Raw genomic sequence first — 16,786 nt, 5'->3', positions numbered from 1 at the left:
AGGCAAAAATGACCCCGGAATTTGTAATTGGATTTGCCAAGCAGTCTATTGAGCTGGCTTTGACTCTGGCCCTGCCCATGCTGGCAGTGGGTCTTGTTGTCGGTATTTTTGTATCCGTTATTCAGGCTGCTACCCAGATTCAGGAAATGACCCTGACCTTTGTTCCAAAGATTGTTTCCATGTTTTTGGCCCTGCTTTTTGCTTTTCCTTGGATAATGGACAAAATGATTGATTTTACACGTAATATTTTCTTGAATCTGCCTAACTATATTAAGTAGAAATTTTTTATACTATTTCTAAAAAACAAGTCCCCTGAAGATAAAACATCTTCAGGGGACTTGTTTTATGTCCTGTGGTGTAACTTTTTGGGCTAACTAGCCCAGACGGCGCGCAAATTCGCTGATCAGCATCGCTCCGGCCTGTGCGACGTTCAGAGAATCAAACTCGCGTCGGAAGGGGATATGGATCAGTTTCTGGCAGCGCTTTTCAACATTGAAGCGGATACCTTTTTCTTCATTACCAAGAACGAGAATGGCCGGGGTCTGGATATCAGCGGTGTATGCTGATGATGAGTCTACATCCAATCCGGCTCCGTAGATGTTAATACCCATATCAATTGCTTTATCAAGGGCCTGTGAAATGTTGTTTACCCTTGCCACCGGGAGCTTATTCAATGCTCCCGCACTGGCTTTGATTGCACCGGCTCCAAGGAAAGCACCCCCGTGCTTGGCGGTAACAATACCCGCCCCGCCAAGGGCATAGAGTGAACGGGCCAGCACGCCGACATTGCCGGGGTCCTGAACCTGGTCGAGCACTATAAGCAGCGGCAAAGGTGATTCGGCTAGATTTTCGATCATTTCATCATAATCAGCAAAGGCCAGGGCTGCCACACGGGCGATTATTCCCTGATGGTTACCGGAGTAAACTCTTCCCAGCTCTGCTTTGTCTGCTATTTTGTATTTGATGCCATGTTTTTTGCAGCGTTGGATGGTGCGTTCGAAATTTTTGTCCTGACGTCCTTTTTGCAGGTAGAGCAGGTCAATCCTTCCCGGGGAGTCTAAAAGCAGTTCCTGAACCGGTTTGCGGCCGGCTATGATGGTGTTGTCGTCTTCGTTGGTTCTCTTTTTCATTCAAATTTACCTTTATTTGAAAAATGGAAAAATGTACGTCAGCGCATTTTTCGCATGCATATTCTGGTGTTAAATTTTTTCGGGTAAAAATGCCCCGTATTTGATTTCGGAATTGGCTAATAAAAATAATTTGTTACGGTGAAAACGGTTTTCAGTGACCCGTTTTTGACTTGCTCCGTAATTGCCTCGTATAGCCCAAAAACCCTTGTGCCTGAACGGTTGGGGCAATCTATACCTTTCGTTTTACTATTGCAAACCTTCTCGCTTTAGTATAGCTCTACATATGTTTGAATAACTCGATAATTTCCACCTAAAAATTGTTTGTTTTTAACATCTTGAACACTGGAAACAGTTTCTAAACAAGTAATATTTATAGTTTTTCTAGATAAAATATGGATAAAATCAATATTATTTCCGTCCACAGTGACAAGGGGTCGAAGATGCTGAAATCCCTCCGGTTAATAACTTTACTGGCTTTGTTTGCGTTTATCGCAGGCTGTTCCGCCAAAACTGCTCCGGTAGCAGAAAAAGAGGTTTGCAACCCGGTTGCACAGACCGTTGAAAAAGATGTTGCAGTCGACAATGAAGTCGCAGACTCAGGGGTCGAACCACTTGATCCTGAGCTGGAAGAAACTCCTTCAGATACCGGTGTACTAACTCCCGAAGAAGAAAATGCCCTGCGTACCAGCAACGGTATTTATTTTAACCTTGATGAACACGATACCAAAGAAGTACAGCAGTACTTCGGCTTCTTTACCCATAAAGCCCGGAAGACTTTCGACCGTTGGTTGAAACGTTCCGAGCCATTCCTGCCTTATGTCCGTCAGGTTCTCTCCGAGAACAACATGCCACAGGATCTCGCCATGCTGCCTTTCGCAGAGAGTGGGTATAACGCTTGGGCTTATTCCCGTGCGGGTGCTGCCGGTATGTGGCAGTTCATGCCCTACACTGGACGCAAATTCGGCCTGCGCGTGGACTGGTGGGTTGATGAACGCCGTGATCCGTACAAATCCACCAAAGCAGCTGTAGAGTACCTCAAAGTGCTGCATGATATGTTTGGTGACTGGTATCTGGCTCTTGCAGCTTACAATGCCGGTGAAGGTAAAATCGGCAGAGCCTTGAAGAAGACCGGCTGTACAGACTTTTTCGAACTTACCAAAAACAATCACAAGCTCAGCAGAAGGGCTAGACTCCGCGCTGAGACCAAGAATTACGTTCCCAAGTTTATCGCAATTTCCAAGATTTTCAAAAACCTTGATGAACTCAGTTTTACCAATATCGACTGGAATAACGGTATTCAGGTTGAAACAGTCAAGGTTCCCGGTGGAACCGACCTGCTGGCCCTTGCCAAAGCATGCGGCATGAAATGGAGTGAGTTCCATAAACTGAACCCGCATTTCCGCAGACAGGTTAGCCCGCCCAACGCGATTATCAATGCCTACCTGCCTGAGCGGGTCATGGCCAGTGCAGCTGACTACCTTGAGTCCCCCAACTCCCGTCCTTTCGCCGGGTATAAGCGTTACAAAATCCGCAAGGGTGACTCATGGTATCGCATTGCTAACCGCTACGGTGTTCCTGTGGCAGTACTTAAGTCCGTTAACAACCGTAAATCAAACATGATCCGTCCCGGTCAGTATATCATGATTCCGGGCAAAGGTTCTTCCAAGTCTTTATACGCTTCCAAGACCAGCAAGACCCGCCGTACTGCTCAGAGCCGTGCTAACTACCGGGTACGTAAAGGGGACTCCCTCTGGTCTATCGCCAGCCGTTACAAGGTCAGCGTGACTACTCTGAAACGGTCTAATGGACTTTATTCCTCCAAGCTGAAGATTGGTCAGAAGCTGTACATCCCTGACAATAACGCCCGCAGCTCTGCCCGCTCTGTTGCCAAAGCGGAAAACGTGAAGCAGCAGCTGGTTAAATACAAAGTACGTCGGGGTGATAATCTTTGGAAAATTGCCCGTCGTTTCGGAGTGAAAGTTTCTTCTCTCATGAAATGGAACAGTCTGAATTCCAAGTCGATCCTGCGCCCCGGTGACCGGATCAAGGTTTACGTACAGTAAAACTCTTTTTGTTAGATGAAAAATAAAGGCGGTTGCGAAGGTGCAACCGCCTTTTTCTTTTTTGTCTTTCTTGATAAGAAGCCTTTCCACGCAGTGAATATTTTCAAGGTTCACTCTATACTAATCTAGTAAAAACAAGGTATTGCCCAGATGGCTATCCAAAGTACCAACCCCATGAACGGGCGGGTTGAAAAAAAAATTGATGAATTTATTTCCGCGCAGACTTTTTCTGCAATTTCTGCTGTAGGCAAAGCATTTAGCTCATGGCAGTACAGTAAAATTGAGCAGCGTTCAGAATGTTTGAGAAATCTGGCTGATCTTTTAAGGGAACGGGCAGATGGGTTTGCGCATCTCATGGCTGCTGAAATGGGTAAACCTCTCAAATCCGGCAGGGCTGAAGTTCTCAAGTCCGCAACAGTCTGTGATTTTTATGCTGATAACGGTCCGGCTATGCTTGCCAGCACCCCACTTACCGTTGATGGTATGCAGTGTCATGTAGACTTTGCGCCTATGGGAACTGTGTTGGCCGTTATGCCTTGGAATTACCCCGTATGGCAGGTTTTGCGTATTGCGATACCCACGCTTATGGCCGGTAATACCATGCTCTTAAAACATGCTTCCAACGTTCCTCAATGTGCGTTGGCTCTCGAGGAACTTTTTCGCGATTCTATTTTTCCTGACAATGTTTTTCGTACCCTGCTAATCGGGGCTGGTCAGGTAGAGCAGGTTTTGGCACATGACTCCGTAGTCGGTGTCTGTCTGACGGGAAGCGAAGCAGCCGGACGAAAGGTTGCAGCCGCTGCCGGGGCCCAACTCAAGAAAAGTGTTATGGAGCTGGGAGGAAGTGATGCATTTGTGGTTCTTGCGGATGCCGACCTCGATAAAGCAGCAGCAATCGGCGCAGAGTCGCGTTGTTCCAATGCCGGGCAAGCCTGCATTGCTGCTAAGCGGTTCATAGTCATGGACAGCGTGTATGATGATTTTATCGCCAAGCTTAAAGAACGCATGGAATCTGTGGTCATGGGGGATCCTTTGGACGAGGATACCGTGATGGGACCTATGGCGTCGCATGCTTTTCGTGATGACTTGCAGAAGCAGGTCGATTCCTGCCTTAAAGCAGGCGGTAAAATATTTCTCGGCGGTTCTATCCCTGAAGGGGAAGGGGCTTTTTACCCCCCGACAATTATTACCGATGTTCCTTTTAAGAGCGATGCAGCCCGTGATGAAATTTTTGGACCTGTGGCACTTGTTTTCAAGGCTGACAGTGAAGAACAGGCCATGGTTATGGCCAATGACAGTTGTTTCGGGCTGGGCGGTTCTGTCTGGACCAGTGATGAAGAAAAAGGGTTACAGCTTGCCCGTCGGATCGAGGCCGGGTTGGTCTATGTGAATGGACGGGTCAGCAGCCGTCCTCCGCTGCCTTTCGGAGGGGTTAAAAATTCAGGATACGGTCGGGAATTATCAACCTACGGTATCCGAGAATTCGTAAACGTAAAATCTGTCTGTATTGGATAGCCTTCGGCGACCCTGCCGGGGGCCTTAAACCCTTTGAAAAGGGTTTAAGAATCCCAAACTTTGTTAATAAGCTTCCCATATAGCTATATAAAATTGTCATCAAAACCAAAGCCGCACTAAGTCGAAATTTAGTGCGGCTTTCATTTTAATTTCTAATTTTAAATTACAGCTGGACTAGCAATAATTCTCGTGCCTTATCCTCATCCAGCCTTTTTCCTGTCCATAATCTGAATTGTTCCAGGCCCTGATGGATGAACATTTCTATGCCGTGGATTACGGTACATCCTTTTGTCTTGGCTTCTTTGATGAAAATTGTCTCCATCGGGTTGTAGACCAGATCGTAGACAATGGTGTTCGTGTCTTGATTATCCATGATCATGGGGTTGATTTCCTGAAATTTACCGGACATGCCCAGTGAGGTGGAATTCACGATAAGATCAAAGTGTTGATCTCCGCGAGCTTCCCAATCAAGGGCTGATATTTTGAACTCTTCTGCCAGATCCTCTGCTTTGGAAGCTGTGCGGTTTGTAATATGTATTTCCTCGATGCCCAGTGTCTGAAGTCCTGTGATCGCAGCGCGAGCAGCTCCGCCTGCTCCGATCAGAAGGGCTTTTTTTACGTGATCACAATATGGACGCAGAGGTTCGGATACTCCTGCGGCATCTGTGTTGTCACCCATTATTTTATCACCTTTCCAATAGAGAGTGTTAACCGCTCCGACCGACTTTGCGCGCTCTGTCAGTTGATCAATGTAGTCCATTACAGAAAGTTTGTGCGGAATAGTAACACTTGCCCCGGAAATGGGCAGATTTCTGAAAGTCTGCATAAAACTTTCAACTTTTCCCGGCTCGGTGGGCCATGCCATGTAAACTGCCGGAATTTTGTGTTCCGAAAAACCCCAGTTGTGGAGAAGGGGACTCATGGTGTGTCCAAGAGGGTGTCCAATTATTCCAAAAAGCTTTTCAGGCTTGAATACGTTCATATTTAGCTCCTGAAGACGTTTGTGGTCTTTTGTAAAGTTTAGATCGTTTTTTCGAAATAAAACGCTTAAATGTAATGATAAATATGGGGTCAGTATTTAAAGGCGAGCTGTTGTGTTAAAACTGTCTTTAAAAAATTATACACAATGCACGGATTGCGCAAATTTTATAATTCAACTTTGCGAAGCTTAATTAAAGCGCGTTTGGGAAAGGGGAGAGGAGTCCAGAGGAAAGGGGAAAACCCTTTTGGCGCGAGCAAAGGGTTCTTCCCTTTCCTCTGGTCCCCGAAGGGCCGCCGGAGGCAAAATAAAAAGTCCCGTGTGAACACAGTTCGCACGGGACTTTTCATTATTTACATTAGATGGCAGCCGCGCCTTCTTTGAGGGCTTCTGCGTTTTTGGGGATGAGGTGGTGGTAGTGAGCGGAGATCACGTTTTCAAGGGAGTCTATGACTGCCTGCAGGTCCATAATTCCGGTAGCTTTGATGAAAGCACCGAGTGCTACCATGTTTGCCATGCGGGTATTGCCGAGTTTGTCGGCTATATCGTTGCAGGGAACCATGTATGATTTAATGCGCTCTGTATCTACCAGCTCTGCGTCAACGAGAGAGGAGTTGACGATCTGGATACCGTCATCCATGAGCATGGACTGGAATTTATCCAGAGAAGGACGGTTCATGATAATCAGGCTGTGCGGGCTGCGGATAATCGGGGAACCGATCTCGTCGTCGGAAAGTACGACTGTGCAGTTCGCGGTACCACCGCGCATTTCGGGGCCGTATACTGGAATGTAGGTTACATTCAGTCCGGCATTCATGCCTGAATAGGCCAGCAGGTTACCGATGAGCATAACGCCCTGTCCGCCGAAACCGGCTATGATGCTGTCGAGGTATTTGCTCATCTTAGTCCTCCGCAGTTACGTCTTTATATACACCCAGCGGGAAGTAGGGGATCATTTCAGATTCAACCCTTTCGTTCGCCTGAATGGGAGTCATTCTCCAGTTGGTGGGGCAGGTGGCCAGCAGTTCGATGAACCCGAAACCAAGGCCTTTCTGCTGCACTTCGAAAGCCTTTTTCATAGCTTTTTTGGCCTTGCGAATGTTTTTCACATTATTCAGGGCCACGCGTGCTGCGTATGCGGTACCACCGAGGGAAGCGATGATCTCAGCCATTTTAATGGCCTGACCTTCTTTCAAGGGGTTACGTCCCTCAGGTGAAGTGGTGGTCTTCTGGCCTTCCATGGTGGTGGGAGCCATCTGTCCGCCGGTCATACCGTAAACGGTGTTGTTTACGAAGATGATAGACACTTTTTCACCGCGGTTGGCGATATGCATGATCTCAGCCATACCGATGGATGCAAGGTCGCCGTCACCCTGATAAGAGAGTACGAATTTGTCGCCGCGAGCACGTTTAACACCCGTCGCAACTGCTGGGGCACGTCCGTGCGGTGCTTCTACACTATCTACTTTAAGGTAGTTATAGAGAAATACGGAACAGCCGATGGAGGTGACCAGAAGAGTATTCTCGGTCAGCCCCATTTCGCTGAGCAGTTCACCCGCAAGCCTGTGGGCGACACCGTGCTGGCAGCCGGGGCAGTAGTGGGTGGGAACATCTACAATTGCGTCAGCCTTATCAAAAGCGAGAATTTCTTGTTCGCTCATATCTATTTCCCTCCAAGGCTTTTGAGGATGGGCTCCTCGAAGTCGTCGGGGGTGGGCAGGTTTCCGGGCATGAAGCCGAAGAAATCACTGTCGGTAATGGTGCGGATGGAAAGACGTACGTCTTCAACCATCTGACCGAGGTTATGTTCAATAGTCAGGAATTTCTTACCCTGCTTTGCAAGCTTGTTCAGCTCTTCGGAAGGGAAGGGGTAAAGGGTGATAGGACGGAACAGGCCGACCTTGTGACCCTGTGCGCGCAGTTTGCGGACGGTGCTTTTTACGATACGTCCGATGGAACCGTAGGCAACCACGATGAGTTCTGCATCTTCAGTTTCAAAAAGTTCCTGCTTGGTGTTCTTGGCCATTTCGTCATACTTGGCCTGCAGTGCCTGGTTGTGGCCTGCGAGGGAACCTTCGGTGAGGAACAGGGATTTAATGATGCGGTGATCACGGTCCTTGGCACCTTCAATGCGCCAGTCTTTTCCTTCTGCAGCATCGTGTTCTTTGACTTCACGTGTGACAACAGGCTCTTTCATCTGCCCAACGATGGCATCACCGAGGATCATAACCGGGTTGCGGTATTTGAAAGCGAGGTCGAAAGCTTCGATTACGAGATCGTAGCATTCCTGGCAGGTTCCGGGAGCGAGAACGAGGGTGCGGTAGTCACCGTGTCCGCCGCCTTTGGTTGCCTGAAAGTAGTCACCCTGACTGGGGCCGATGTCACCGAGACCCGGTCCGCCACGGTTCATGTTGACGATAACCGCGGGAAGCTGGCTACCTGCGAGGTAGGAGATAGCTTCCTGTTTAAGTGATACACCCGGGCTGGAGGAAGAAGTCATGCAACGTGAACCGGCAGCAGCAGCGCCGATGAGCATGTTTGCTGCGGCAACTTCACTTTCAGCCTGAACGAACTCACCGCCTACTTTCGGCAGTTCTGCGGACATGTATTCCGGGATGTCGTTCTGGGGGGTGATGGGGTAACCGAAGTAGCATTTGAGCCCGGCTGCAATCGCGCCGCGGGAGATAGCCTCGTTGCCTTTGATGAAAAGCTTTTCGCCGTTCTTAGCCATACTATTCTCCTTTGGCCTTTTTGGTTCTGTAAACCCGGATTGCAATGTCCGGACAGATCAGCGCACAGGAAGTACATCCGGTACACTTTTCCATATCCTCAGCCGCGACTTCAGCAACTTTGTAACCGTGCTGGTTGAATCGGTCGGATTGCCTTATGATTTCCTTTGGACAGACGGTAGTACAGAGCAGACAGCCCTTGCACCGTTCATCCAAAAATTCTACTCGTGACATCCTATTCTCCTGTTACTGTGACAGAAAAGCCCGTTATATTAACGGGCTGGGACCATTAGAGTCTTATTGTCTTGTGAACCACACAGTGTAATTGTGTGACTGTTGAGAAACAAGGTATAATTATTTGCGTTGAGGTGCAAATTTTTCCGTAAAAACTACGCCTAAGCGTTATTTCTACTTTATTTTATATACATAGAATCGCCATAGGAGAAGAATCTGAAGTCGTTTTCTACTGCATCGGTATAAGCTTTCAAAACATTTTCCCTGCCGGCGAGAGCGGAAATCATAATTACAAGTGATGATTCAGGCAAATGAAAATTAGTAATCATGCGGTCGACTACTTTAAATTCGAAGCCGGGGTATATAAATATATTAGTTTCCCCCTTGAATTCACATATTTTTCCAGCCTGCTGAAATGCCCCTTCAAGTGTACGGGCTGAAGTGGTACCGACGGCTATGACCGGTCTGCCTTCCTCTTTGGCCTTGATTACAGCTTTAGCTGTTTCTTCTGGAATTTCAATGTATTCGTTGTGCATTTCATGGTCGCGAATGTCTTCAGCGCGTACCGGGCTGAATGTTCCATAGCCTACATATAATGTTACCTCGGCTCGCTGAATATTTTTGGCCTTGAGTTTTTCATTAATTTCTTCGGAAAAATGAAGTCCTGCAGTGGGGGCAGCCACGGACCCGGCTTTATCATCACAGGCGTAGAGGGTCTGGTAGCGCTCATTGTCGCTTTCATCTGCTGCACGGCGGATGTAGGGGGGGAGGGGGATTTTACCGCATTCCTCAAAAATCTTTTTCAGGTCTCCGGACCATTCCAGCTCGACTTCGGAAAGACCGAATTTACCTTTGCCGAGAACAGTAAGTTTCAGTCCGCCGTCAAAAGTTATGATGTTACCCGGCTTGGGCCCTTTGGATGCCCGAAGCAGACCACGGGCTTTTGCCTTGAATCCACCGGGGATTTCCTCGCCTTCAATGAGAGGCAGGGGGGTAAGCAGCAGAAATTCCACCCGTCCACCGGTAGGTTTTTGTCCGAAGATACGTGCCGGGACGACTTTAGAGTTGTTGGCAACCAGCAATGCTCCTTCCGGAAGCAGGTCTACTATATCGGTGAAGTTCATGATTTTAGTTTCACCGCTTTTCTGATCAAGTACCATGAGCTTGGAGCCGTGGCGCATTACCGCCGGACATTGGGCTATTTGTTGCTCAGGCAGTTCAAAGTTGTAGCTTTTAAGGAAAAAGTCTTCTGTGTTTATGTTCATTTTTTCGGTTTTCATTCTTGATGATAATCTGGTAAGAATCTTTACAGCAGACACCTTTAGGGTCTATGAATACTGTGTTTGCTCTTTGATTGTCCGGTCAAACAACACTGTTTGATTGTCACGTTGATCACCAAATTCGGATTAGATTATGAAATGGTTGTCAGTAGCTGAAATATCCAAAATTACGATGATCCCTGCTCCTACAGCAAGACGTTATGCCTCGCTGTTCAAGGATTTTTTGTCCAGTAAAAAAATGGGCCGGGTAACCAAGTACCCGGAATCCGCAGTGGAAATTTTTAAACGCATCGTTACATTATATAATGATGGCATGGTTACCACTGAGATTGAGCAGCAGCTCCGTTCCGAATTCCCCCGCACAATTGAGATCAGTCCCTCCGAGCGGGCAGTTCCTGCCCAACCGGCCATGAATGTTCAGGCTGAGCTGAGCGGAGCTTTTGCCGAGATGATGGACAAGATGAGCAAGTCACTTGAAGTGATTGCCGACCAGAAGTCAATCATAGAAGAACAGCGGGAGGATATTTATAAGCTTAAAAAAGCTTTTGTTCTTCTTGCCCGCAGTCAAAAAAAAATCAAGGCCTTGCCGCAGCTTGATATTAAATCCATGACCGATGAATTTGGCGAGCGGACTAATGCCCTTGAGCAGAAAGACGTGGAACTTGAAGAAGCGACCACTGAATTAGCGCACGAAAACAGTAATTTGAAGCATAAACTTGAAATTATGGAAGCCGAGCTTATCCGCTTGCGTAAAGACCGCCGCGAAATGGAGAATTATTTTCTCGATAAGATTAAGCGCATGAACGGTTGATTTTCCTGCCTTCGGATTTGATTTTTTGCGCTCATGGCTGTAGAAAAAGTCTAGAAGACACTTCAACCATACCTGGTCAGGTTTAGAATCCACTCATAAGTGATAGGGAATGTACAGCATAACCTGGCTGGATTTCAAAATGCATGGACATTAAATCGGAGGATTGAATATGCGTACTTTTATTAAAATGGCTTTGGTTTCCATGGTTTTCGTGGGCCTTACCGGTTGTCTGGCCGGGACTAATAAAAATTCCGAAGAGCCTGTTGTTGCCACAAGCGGTGCAACTGAAAGCTATGAAGAATTCGTTCCTTACACCGAATTCGACGATATTGCTGTACCTAATGAACTCAGCCGCGAGCCTGATCAGTCTTTTGTTGCCGATCGCCGTAATTTTAAATATGGAAAGATCGTTCTGAAAGGCCGTGTTGAAAACACCAGCCTGATCGACTTCTTTAAGAACCAGATGGCAAAAGACAACTGGACTCTCGACAGCGCTTTGACATCGACTTTTTCCCAGCTGACTTTTGTTAAGCCTTACAAGAGCTGCACCATCAGAATTATTGACGGTTCTTACAATACTGAAGTTGAAATTTATGCAGTTGAACTCAAATCTGACGCCATGCCCGAAAGCGGCGGACTTCAGGAAAACAACATACAATAATGAACGAACATTTAAATTTTGACTGCTTTTTAGGAAAACGCATCCACCTCGGAGTCAGCGGTTCAATCGCAGCTTATAAGTCTCTGGACTTACTGCGCATGTTTCGCAAGACCGGGATCGAAGTCAGCGTTACGCTTACTTCAGGTGCGCAGGAATTTATCAGGGGCCTCAGTTATGAGGCCCTTGGTGCTTTCAAGGTCTGGGAAAAAATGTACCCGACCATGGATGATACCTTCGGCCATCTGGAGCCGGGACAGGCTGCCGATGCAATGTTGATTGCTCCGGCTACAGCTTCCGTGCTTGCTCGCATGGCTCACGGTCTGGCGGACGATATGCTTTCCTGTCAGGCGTTGGCTTTCAACGGACCAAAGCTCGTGGCTCCGGCTATGAATCCGGCCATGTGGGATGCTCCGGCTACCCGTGATAACAGCCGTATTCTCGCTGATAGGGGAGTGGAGTTTATCGGTCCTGATTGCGGCGATGTTGCTTGCGGTGATCATGGCAGAGGTCGTCTTGCACCTCTGGAATCCATTTATGCCCACGGCTTACGTGCTGTTGCCCCTGATGATATGAGCGGTAAACACGTACTGATCACTCTTGGCCCAACCCGTGAGAAGTGGGATGCTGTTCGCTTCTGGTCAAACCCCTCTTCGGGGCTGATGGGAGCTTGCATTGCCATGGCTGCATGGCTTCGCGGGGCAAAGGTCACAGTGGTTTCCGGTCCGGTGAACTGGTGGTTTCCCGCTGATATGAATGTGATCAAGGTTGATTCCGCACAGCAGATGTATGAAGCTGCAACCGATGTCTGGCCTTCCTGCACCACCGGTTGTTTCACCGCAGCTGTCGCAGATTTCAAACCGATTCCTCATGGCGAGGGTAAGTTCAAAAAAGCCGGTAACGATGCTTTGCGGGTTGATTTTGACACCAACCCGGATATCCTCAAGACTATCGGTTCCATGAAAAAGGACGACCAGCAGTTGATCGGTTTTGCTGCTGAGACTTCCAGTATTCAGGAAGCGGCCAAGGGCAAGCTTGAGCGCAAGAATCTTGATCTGATCGTTGCGAACCCGATCAACAAACCCGGATCCGGATTTGAGTCTTCAACCAATTCGGTTTATGTTCTGGATAGGGCAGGGCGTTCAGAGGAATGGCCGGATCTCCCTAAAACTGAAGTAGCGTGGCGTATATGGGATCTCCTTCTGCAGAATTAAATGTACTTGAAAGCGTCAGGCCGTGGTATCAAAACGGCCTTCAATATGTTTTCAAGGATGCACTGCCCGGTATCGAGGAACTCGAAAAACCGGCGCGGCAGCGTCCCGCTGCGCCTGCACATCAGCAGATGCAGAATAGACAGCCCGCTCAGTCCCGGCAGCAGTTCCACAATCAGCAGCCTGCAGCGCAGCAGAACCAGCAGATGCAGCAGGCTCCGGCACAACAGGTTAATCAACAGTCAGCACCCGGTCAGCAACAGTCGAGACCGTCCTTTGACCGGACCCCTCCGGCTAAGCCTTCACGCAGGCCCCAGCCCCAAGCTGCTCCTTCTCAGCAGAATATTTGTTTGCCTGATCCTAATTCGTGGCCTGCTCCGTGGTCGACCCTTGCTTCAAGGATATCTCCCCGGTTGCAGATTTTCTGGACCTATTCCCAGCTTGGACAGGATTTATCAGGTCAGGCCGACACTGAGCGACGCAAACTGTTCCAGTCTTTGATCGGTTACATGGGACTTCCCAAAGGGGCCATTTCTTTTTGGCCCTGCACAACTTGGAACGGTAATGACTACGAAAACAAGGCAGACATTTTTTGGAAGGGAGTAGAGTCTTACGGAGTTAAATTCGTGGCCTGCTTCGGAGATCAGACACGTTCATTAATTGCTCCCGATGCACCTCCTTCTTCGGCATCTGTGCATATCAACGGGGTGCAGATGCTAATGCTGCAGGACCCGGATTTCTTGAAGAACCTTCCGGTAGACGAGCAGCAGTTGCTTTGTATTTCGCTTTTACGTTTACCCCTGTTCTAGACCTATCCTCTTTTGAATTCATGACCCCGTCTTGCCAAGGCGGGGTTTTCTTTTTCATTTGTTTATTTATTCCCTGCGATTTGGCATTATGGAGTCAAAAGCTATTTCACGGGAGTCGCCATGCATGCATTCGCAAAGCGTTCACGCATCTTTTATTGTTTGATCATCATTACAGTGGTCATATCCATGAGCTTAAAAAGCCGGATCGTGACAGCCGATGATGTCAGTGTATTACTGCTGGAATTGCAGGGTGGAATAAGTCCGGCACAGGTCCATCTTCTTGAAGACGGTGTGACGCAAGCCGGTGATGACGATCATGATCTTGTTCTTTTGCGCCTCGACACTCCGGGCGGTTCTGTCTCTTCCATGCGTGATATGGTCAAGATCATCATGAACAGCAAAATCCCGGTTTGCGTCTGGGTCGGACCTGAGGGAGCACACGCGGCATCTGCCGGAACTTTCATTACTGCTTCCGCTCAGGTCGCGGGCATGGCACCGGGAACTTCAATCGGTGCGGCCAGCCCGGTTTCATCATCCGGCGAAGAGCTTTCAGAAACCATGGGCAAGAAGGTTACCGGTGATATGGTCAGCCTCATTAAAGGCATCGCCCGTAAGAGAGGTCGCAACATCGAGTGGTATGCCCAGTCAGTTAAAGATGGGGTCAGCGTTGATGCTCAAGATGCAGTGACCTTGAATGTGGTGGATTTTATCGCCCTTAACTTTGATGATTTTCTTGAACAGCTCGGCGCTAGGGGAGTGGTTCTTGGAGACGAGAAGATCAAATTTTCTAGGGATGAAATTGAGGTAACAGAATTCGACCCCGGATTCAGGTACGATGTGCTTTCTTGGTTGCTCGATCCACAGGTAGCTTATTTTCTGCTCCTCGGTGGAATGCTGGGACTGTTTTTTGAGCTTTCTCACCCCGGTGTAGTTTTGCCGGGTGTTATCGGTGCTTTTTGTCTGGTGACTGGTCTTTATGCCATGTCAATTTTACCAACTAATGCAGCCGGTCTTCTTTTACTTCTGCTTGGTACGGTTCTCTTTGTGCTCGAAATTTTCATCGTCAGCTACGGTCTGCTTAGTCTGGGGGCGGTAATAAGTCTGTTTATCGGTTCTCTAGTGCTTTTTCGTGAAGGCACTCCGGGGATTCCGTTGGGAACTGTTCTCGGAACTGTCTTGACCTTTTCGGCATTCATCGGATTCGTCATTTATTTAGTCACCAAAGCCCAGATACCAAGATCAGGTGTCGGCATGGAAAGCATGGTCGGTCTTGAAGGGGAGGTTATAGAAATACGTGGAGAGCGGATGAAGGTCCGTGTGCGCGGTGAAATCTGGAATGCCGAGACAGAGGACAAAATTATTTTTGATCCCTCAACATCGATTCGGGTTGTTGCAGCCCGTGGTTTGACTCTAATCATCGTAAAAAAGAATTGATCAAGTTAATTTACTAGGAGGTTTCATGACATTTTTTATTCCTGTAGTCCTATTGGTCGTTTTTTTTCTGATCACAGCTCTGAAAGTCTTGAACGAGTATGAGCGTGGTGTGATTTTTAGATTAGGTAGGGTCATTAAAGCTAAAGGTCCCGGGTTGATAATCCTGATCCCGATAGTTGATCGAATGGTTCGTGTATCCTTGCGAATCATGACTCTTGATGTTCCTAATCAGGATGTTATCACCCGTGATAACGTGAGTATCAAGGTTAACGCTGTCGTCTACTTCAGAGTAACCGAACCAACCAAGGCTATTCTTGAGGTTGAGGATTTTATGTTTGCCACTTCTCAGCTTGCACAAACCACCTTGCGTAGCGTATGTGGAGGCGTTGAACTTGACGAGATACTTTCCCAGCGCGAGAAGGTTAACAATGAGATTCAGGAAATTCTTGATACTCACACTGATCCGTGGGGCATCAAAGTAAGCACCGTTGAGCTTAAGTACATTGATCTTCCGCAGGAAATGCAAAGAGCAATGGCCAAACAGGCCGAGGCCGAGCGTGAGCGCCGCGCCAAGGTGATCAATGCTCAGGGTGAATTCCAGGCTGCTGACAAGCTTTCCGAGGCCGCTGAAATCATTTCAGCACACCCTGAAGCGTTACAGTTAAGATATTTGCAGACCTTGCGAGAAATGTCTGCTGAAGGAAAATCTTCCACCATCATTCCTCTTCCTCTTGATTTATTTAAGATGTTTGCGCCGGTTGCCGGCAGGGGAGGGGCAATGGATAAAAAAGACCAAGAGAGCGATTAATAATGAAAGTCCTTGTTACAGGAGCAGCCGGTTTTATCGGCTTTCACCTTTCCAAACGTCTTCTTGCTGAAGGCCATGAAGTTGTAGGTCTTGATATTCTTAATGATTACTACGATGTAAATGTTAAGAAGAACCGCCTCAAGCAGATTGAGGATAATGAAAAATTCACCTTTGCCTACATGGATATGGCTGACCGTGAAGCCATGGAAAAATTGTTTGCTAAAGAGAAGTTCACCCATGTGGTCAACCTCGCTGCACAGGCAGGTGTTCGTTACTCCCTGATCAACCCTCAGGCTTACATTGACTCCAACGTTGTCGGCTTCATGAACATTCTTGAAGGTTGCCGTCACAATGGCGTTAAGCACCTTGTCTACGCTTCTTCCAGCTCTGTTTATGGGCTGAATACCAATATGCCATTCAGCATCCACGACAACGTGGACCATCCCATCAGCATGTATGCAGCAACCAAGAAGTCTAATGAACTTATGGCACATTCATACAGCCACCTGTTCAACATCCCCACTACCGGGCTGCGCTTCTTCACTGTATACGGCCCCTGGGGCAGACCTGATATGGCGCTTTTCCTCTTTACCAAGGCAATCTTTGAAGACAAGCCCATCAATGTATTCAACCACGGTAAAATGCTCCGTGACTTCACCTTCATTGATGATATTGTTGAAGGCGTTGTCAGAGTAATGAAGAACACCGCCACTTCAAACGTTGATTGGTCCGGTGATGCTCCTGATCCGGGAACCAGCCCTGCGCCTTTCCGCATCTACAATATCGGCAACAACCAGCCGACTGAATTGATGCGCTATATCGAAGTCCTCGAAGAGTGCATTGGTAAGAAGGCAGAAAAGAACATGATGCCTTTGCAGGCAGGTGATGTTCCCTCCACTTACGCAAATGTGGATGACCTTGTTCGCGACGTTGATTTCAAACCTGAAACAACTGTTGAAGAAGGTATTGCCAAGTTCGTTGAGTGGTATCGCGGGTACTACAACGTATAGTTTCCGATACATATCTACTTTAAAAGGCCGCTCTTAAGCGGCCTTTTTTTATGATGATCAGTTAATTTTGCAATTTAATTAGTTTCCCGGAATATTTTATTAATTTTAGTTTTGA

Annotated in this window: 17 protein-coding genes; 10 read left to right on the top strand and 7 right to left on the bottom strand. The window is 47.8% G+C overall.

Translation table 11 applies throughout. The annotated features are described in order from the left end of the window. Positions 1-8: 8 nt before the first annotated feature. Positions 9-278, top strand: a complete 270-nt coding sequence (gene fliQ / locus ACNI29_RS07350) for a flagellar biosynthesis protein FliQ (protein WP_319777612.1) — start codon at positions 9-11, stop codon at positions 276-278. A gap of 96 nt (positions 279-374) precedes the next feature. Here the strand turns inward: fliQ and rlmB are convergent, their stop codons facing one another. Further along, positions 375-1,130 (bottom strand): 23S rRNA (guanosine(2251)-2'-O)-methyltransferase RlmB, encoded by a 756-nt coding sequence (gene rlmB, locus ACNI29_RS07345; protein ID WP_419781554.1) that lies wholly within the window; start codon positions 1,128-1,130, stop codon positions 375-377. A 440-nt stretch (positions 1,131-1,570) separates the two neighbouring features. Between rlmB and ACNI29_RS07340 the strand changes: the two genes are divergently transcribed. After that, positions 1,571-3,193, top strand: coding sequence for a lytic transglycosylase (locus ACNI29_RS07340; RefSeq protein ID WP_419781553.1), 1,623 nt, complete (start codon positions 1,571-1,573; stop codon positions 3,191-3,193). 150 nt (positions 3,194-3,343) lie between these two features. Continuing rightward, a complete protein-coding gene (locus tag ACNI29_RS07335; RefSeq protein ID WP_419781552.1) occupies positions 3,344-4,708 on the top strand; it encodes an NAD-dependent succinate-semialdehyde dehydrogenase in 1,365 nt (454 codons plus the stop codon). 163 nt (positions 4,709-4,871) lie between these two features. Here ACNI29_RS07335 and aroE read toward each other — a convergent pair whose 3' ends face one another. The 6 genes from aroE to queA form a co-directional block, all read right to left on the bottom strand. Continuing rightward, positions 4,872-5,690, bottom strand: coding sequence for a shikimate dehydrogenase (aroE, locus tag ACNI29_RS07330; protein ID WP_419781551.1), 819 nt, complete (start codon positions 5,688-5,690; stop codon positions 4,872-4,874). 355 nt (positions 5,691-6,045) lie between these two features. Then, positions 6,046-6,588: a 2-oxoacid:ferredoxin oxidoreductase subunit gamma family protein gene (locus tag ACNI29_RS07325; protein ID WP_419781550.1), complete on the bottom strand. Its 543-nt coding sequence runs from the start codon at positions 6,586-6,588 to the stop codon at positions 6,046-6,048. A gap of 1 nt (position 6,589) precedes the next feature. Continuing rightward, positions 6,590-7,348 carry a thiamine pyrophosphate-dependent enzyme gene (locus ACNI29_RS07320; RefSeq protein WP_419781549.1) on the bottom strand — a complete coding sequence of 253 codons (759 nt, stop codon included), beginning with the start codon at positions 7,346-7,348 and terminating at the stop codon, positions 6,590-6,592. Positions 7,349-7,350: 2 nt separating this feature from the next. Then, entirely contained in the window at positions 7,351-8,418 is a 1,068-nt protein-coding gene (locus ACNI29_RS07315; protein ID WP_419781548.1) for a 3-methyl-2-oxobutanoate dehydrogenase subunit VorB, read from the bottom strand. A gap of 1 nt (position 8,419) precedes the next feature. Next, the gene (locus ACNI29_RS07310) at positions 8,420-8,650 is read right to left on the bottom strand and encodes a 4Fe-4S binding protein (protein WP_015853687.1); all 231 of its coding nucleotides are present in this window, start codon (positions 8,648-8,650) and stop codon (positions 8,420-8,422) included. A gap of 179 nt (positions 8,651-8,829) precedes the next feature. Further along, the gene (gene queA / locus ACNI29_RS07305; protein WP_419781547.1) at positions 8,830-9,930 is read right to left on the bottom strand and encodes a tRNA preQ1(34) S-adenosylmethionine ribosyltransferase-isomerase QueA; all 1,101 of its coding nucleotides are present in this window, start codon (positions 9,928-9,930) and stop codon (positions 8,830-8,832) included. Between the two features lie 133 nt (positions 9,931-10,063). Between queA and ACNI29_RS07300 the strand changes: the two genes are divergently transcribed. The 7 genes from ACNI29_RS07300 (at position 10,064) to ACNI29_RS07270 (ending at position 16,671) form a co-directional block, all read left to right on the top strand. Further along, the gene (locus ACNI29_RS07300) at positions 10,064-10,741 is read left to right on the top strand and encodes a hypothetical protein (RefSeq protein ID WP_419781546.1); all 678 of its coding nucleotides are present in this window, start codon (positions 10,064-10,066) and stop codon (positions 10,739-10,741) included. 169 nt (positions 10,742-10,910) lie between these two features. Further along, a complete protein-coding gene (locus ACNI29_RS07295; RefSeq protein ID WP_419781545.1) occupies positions 10,911-11,402 on the top strand; it encodes a hypothetical protein in 492 nt (163 codons plus the stop codon). After that, a complete protein-coding gene (coaBC, locus tag ACNI29_RS07290) occupies positions 11,402-12,613 on the top strand; it encodes a bifunctional phosphopantothenoylcysteine decarboxylase/phosphopantothenate--cysteine ligase CoaBC (protein ID WP_419781544.1) in 1,212 nt (403 codons plus the stop codon). The genes ACNI29_RS07295 and coaBC overlap by 1 nt, the downstream gene beginning before the upstream one ends. Next, on the top strand, positions 12,589-13,419 hold the full coding sequence (locus tag ACNI29_RS07285) for a hypothetical protein (protein ID WP_419781543.1): 831 nt from the start codon (positions 12,589-12,591) through the stop codon (positions 13,417-13,419). The genes coaBC and ACNI29_RS07285 overlap by 25 nt, the downstream gene beginning before the upstream one ends. A gap of 120 nt (positions 13,420-13,539) precedes the next feature. Then, on the top strand, positions 13,540-14,853 hold the full coding sequence (locus ACNI29_RS07280) for an NfeD family protein (RefSeq protein WP_419781542.1): 1,314 nt from the start codon (positions 13,540-13,542) through the stop codon (positions 14,851-14,853). 25 nt (positions 14,854-14,878) lie between these two features. Continuing rightward, positions 14,879-15,661 (top strand): slipin family protein, encoded by a 783-nt coding sequence (locus tag ACNI29_RS07275; protein WP_419781541.1) that lies wholly within the window; start codon positions 14,879-14,881, stop codon positions 15,659-15,661. A 2-nt stretch (positions 15,662-15,663) separates the two neighbouring features. After that, complete coding sequence (locus ACNI29_RS07270) at positions 15,664-16,671, top strand: NAD-dependent epimerase (protein ID WP_419781540.1); 1,008 nt, start codon at positions 15,664-15,666, stop codon at positions 16,669-16,671. Positions 16,672-16,786 lie beyond the last annotated feature (115 nt).

This window comes from Maridesulfovibrio spiralis (SeqCode) (assembly GCF_048571135.1).
GTDB classification, from domain to species: Bacteria; Desulfobacterota; Desulfovibrionia; order Desulfovibrionales; family Desulfovibrionaceae; genus Maridesulfovibrio; species Maridesulfovibrio spiralis.
The sequence above is the reverse complement of the archived record's forward strand: the minus strand, read 5'-3'. Positions and strand labels throughout refer to the sequence as shown.

Coding starts and splice junctions, on each gene's coding strand:
- ACNI29_RS07310 (WP_015853687.1), bottom strand. CDS start 8,650: ATGTCACGAGTAGAATTTTTGGATGAACGGTGCAAGGGCTGTCTGCTC.
- ACNI29_RS07285 (WP_419781543.1), top strand. CDS start 12,589: ATGGGATCTCCTTCTGCAGAATTAAATGTACTTGAAAGCGTCAGGCCG.
- ACNI29_RS07325 (WP_419781550.1), bottom strand. CDS start 6,588: ATGAGCAAATACCTCGACAGCATCATAGCCGGTTTCGGCGGACAGGGC.
- queA (WP_419781547.1), bottom strand. CDS start 9,930: ATGAAAACCGAAAAAATGAACATAAACACAGAAGACTTTTTCCTTAAA.
- ACNI29_RS07270 (WP_419781540.1), top strand. CDS start 15,664: ATGAAAGTCCTTGTTACAGGAGCAGCCGGTTTTATCGGCTTTCACCTT.
- aroE (WP_419781551.1), bottom strand. CDS start 5,690: ATGAACGTATTCAAGCCTGAAAAGCTTTTTGGAATAATTGGACACCCT.
- rlmB (WP_419781554.1), bottom strand. CDS start 1,130: ATGAAAAAGAGAACCAACGAAGACGACAACACCATCATAGCCGGCCGC.
- ACNI29_RS07335 (WP_419781552.1), top strand. CDS start 3,344: ATGGCTATCCAAAGTACCAACCCCATGAACGGGCGGGTTGAAAAAAAA.
- ACNI29_RS07295 (WP_419781545.1), top strand. CDS start 10,911: ATGCGTACTTTTATTAAAATGGCTTTGGTTTCCATGGTTTTCGTGGGC.
- ACNI29_RS07275 (WP_419781541.1), top strand. CDS start 14,879: ATGACATTTTTTATTCCTGTAGTCCTATTGGTCGTTTTTTTTCTGATC.
- coaBC (WP_419781544.1), top strand. CDS start 11,402: ATGAACGAACATTTAAATTTTGACTGCTTTTTAGGAAAACGCATCCAC.
- ACNI29_RS07300 (WP_419781546.1), top strand. CDS start 10,064: ATGAAATGGTTGTCAGTAGCTGAAATATCCAAAATTACGATGATCCCT.
- ACNI29_RS07340 (WP_419781553.1), top strand. CDS start 1,571: ATGCTGAAATCCCTCCGGTTAATAACTTTACTGGCTTTGTTTGCGTTT.
- ACNI29_RS07320 (WP_419781549.1), bottom strand. CDS start 7,348: ATGAGCGAACAAGAAATTCTCGCTTTTGATAAGGCTGACGCAATTGTA.
- ACNI29_RS07280 (WP_419781542.1), top strand. CDS start 13,540: ATGCATGCATTCGCAAAGCGTTCACGCATCTTTTATTGTTTGATCATC.
- ACNI29_RS07315 (WP_419781548.1), bottom strand. CDS start 8,418: ATGGCTAAGAACGGCGAAAAGCTTTTCATCAAAGGCAACGAGGCTATC.
- fliQ (WP_319777612.1), top strand. CDS start 9: ATGACCCCGGAATTTGTAATTGGATTTGCCAAGCAGTCTATTGAGCTG.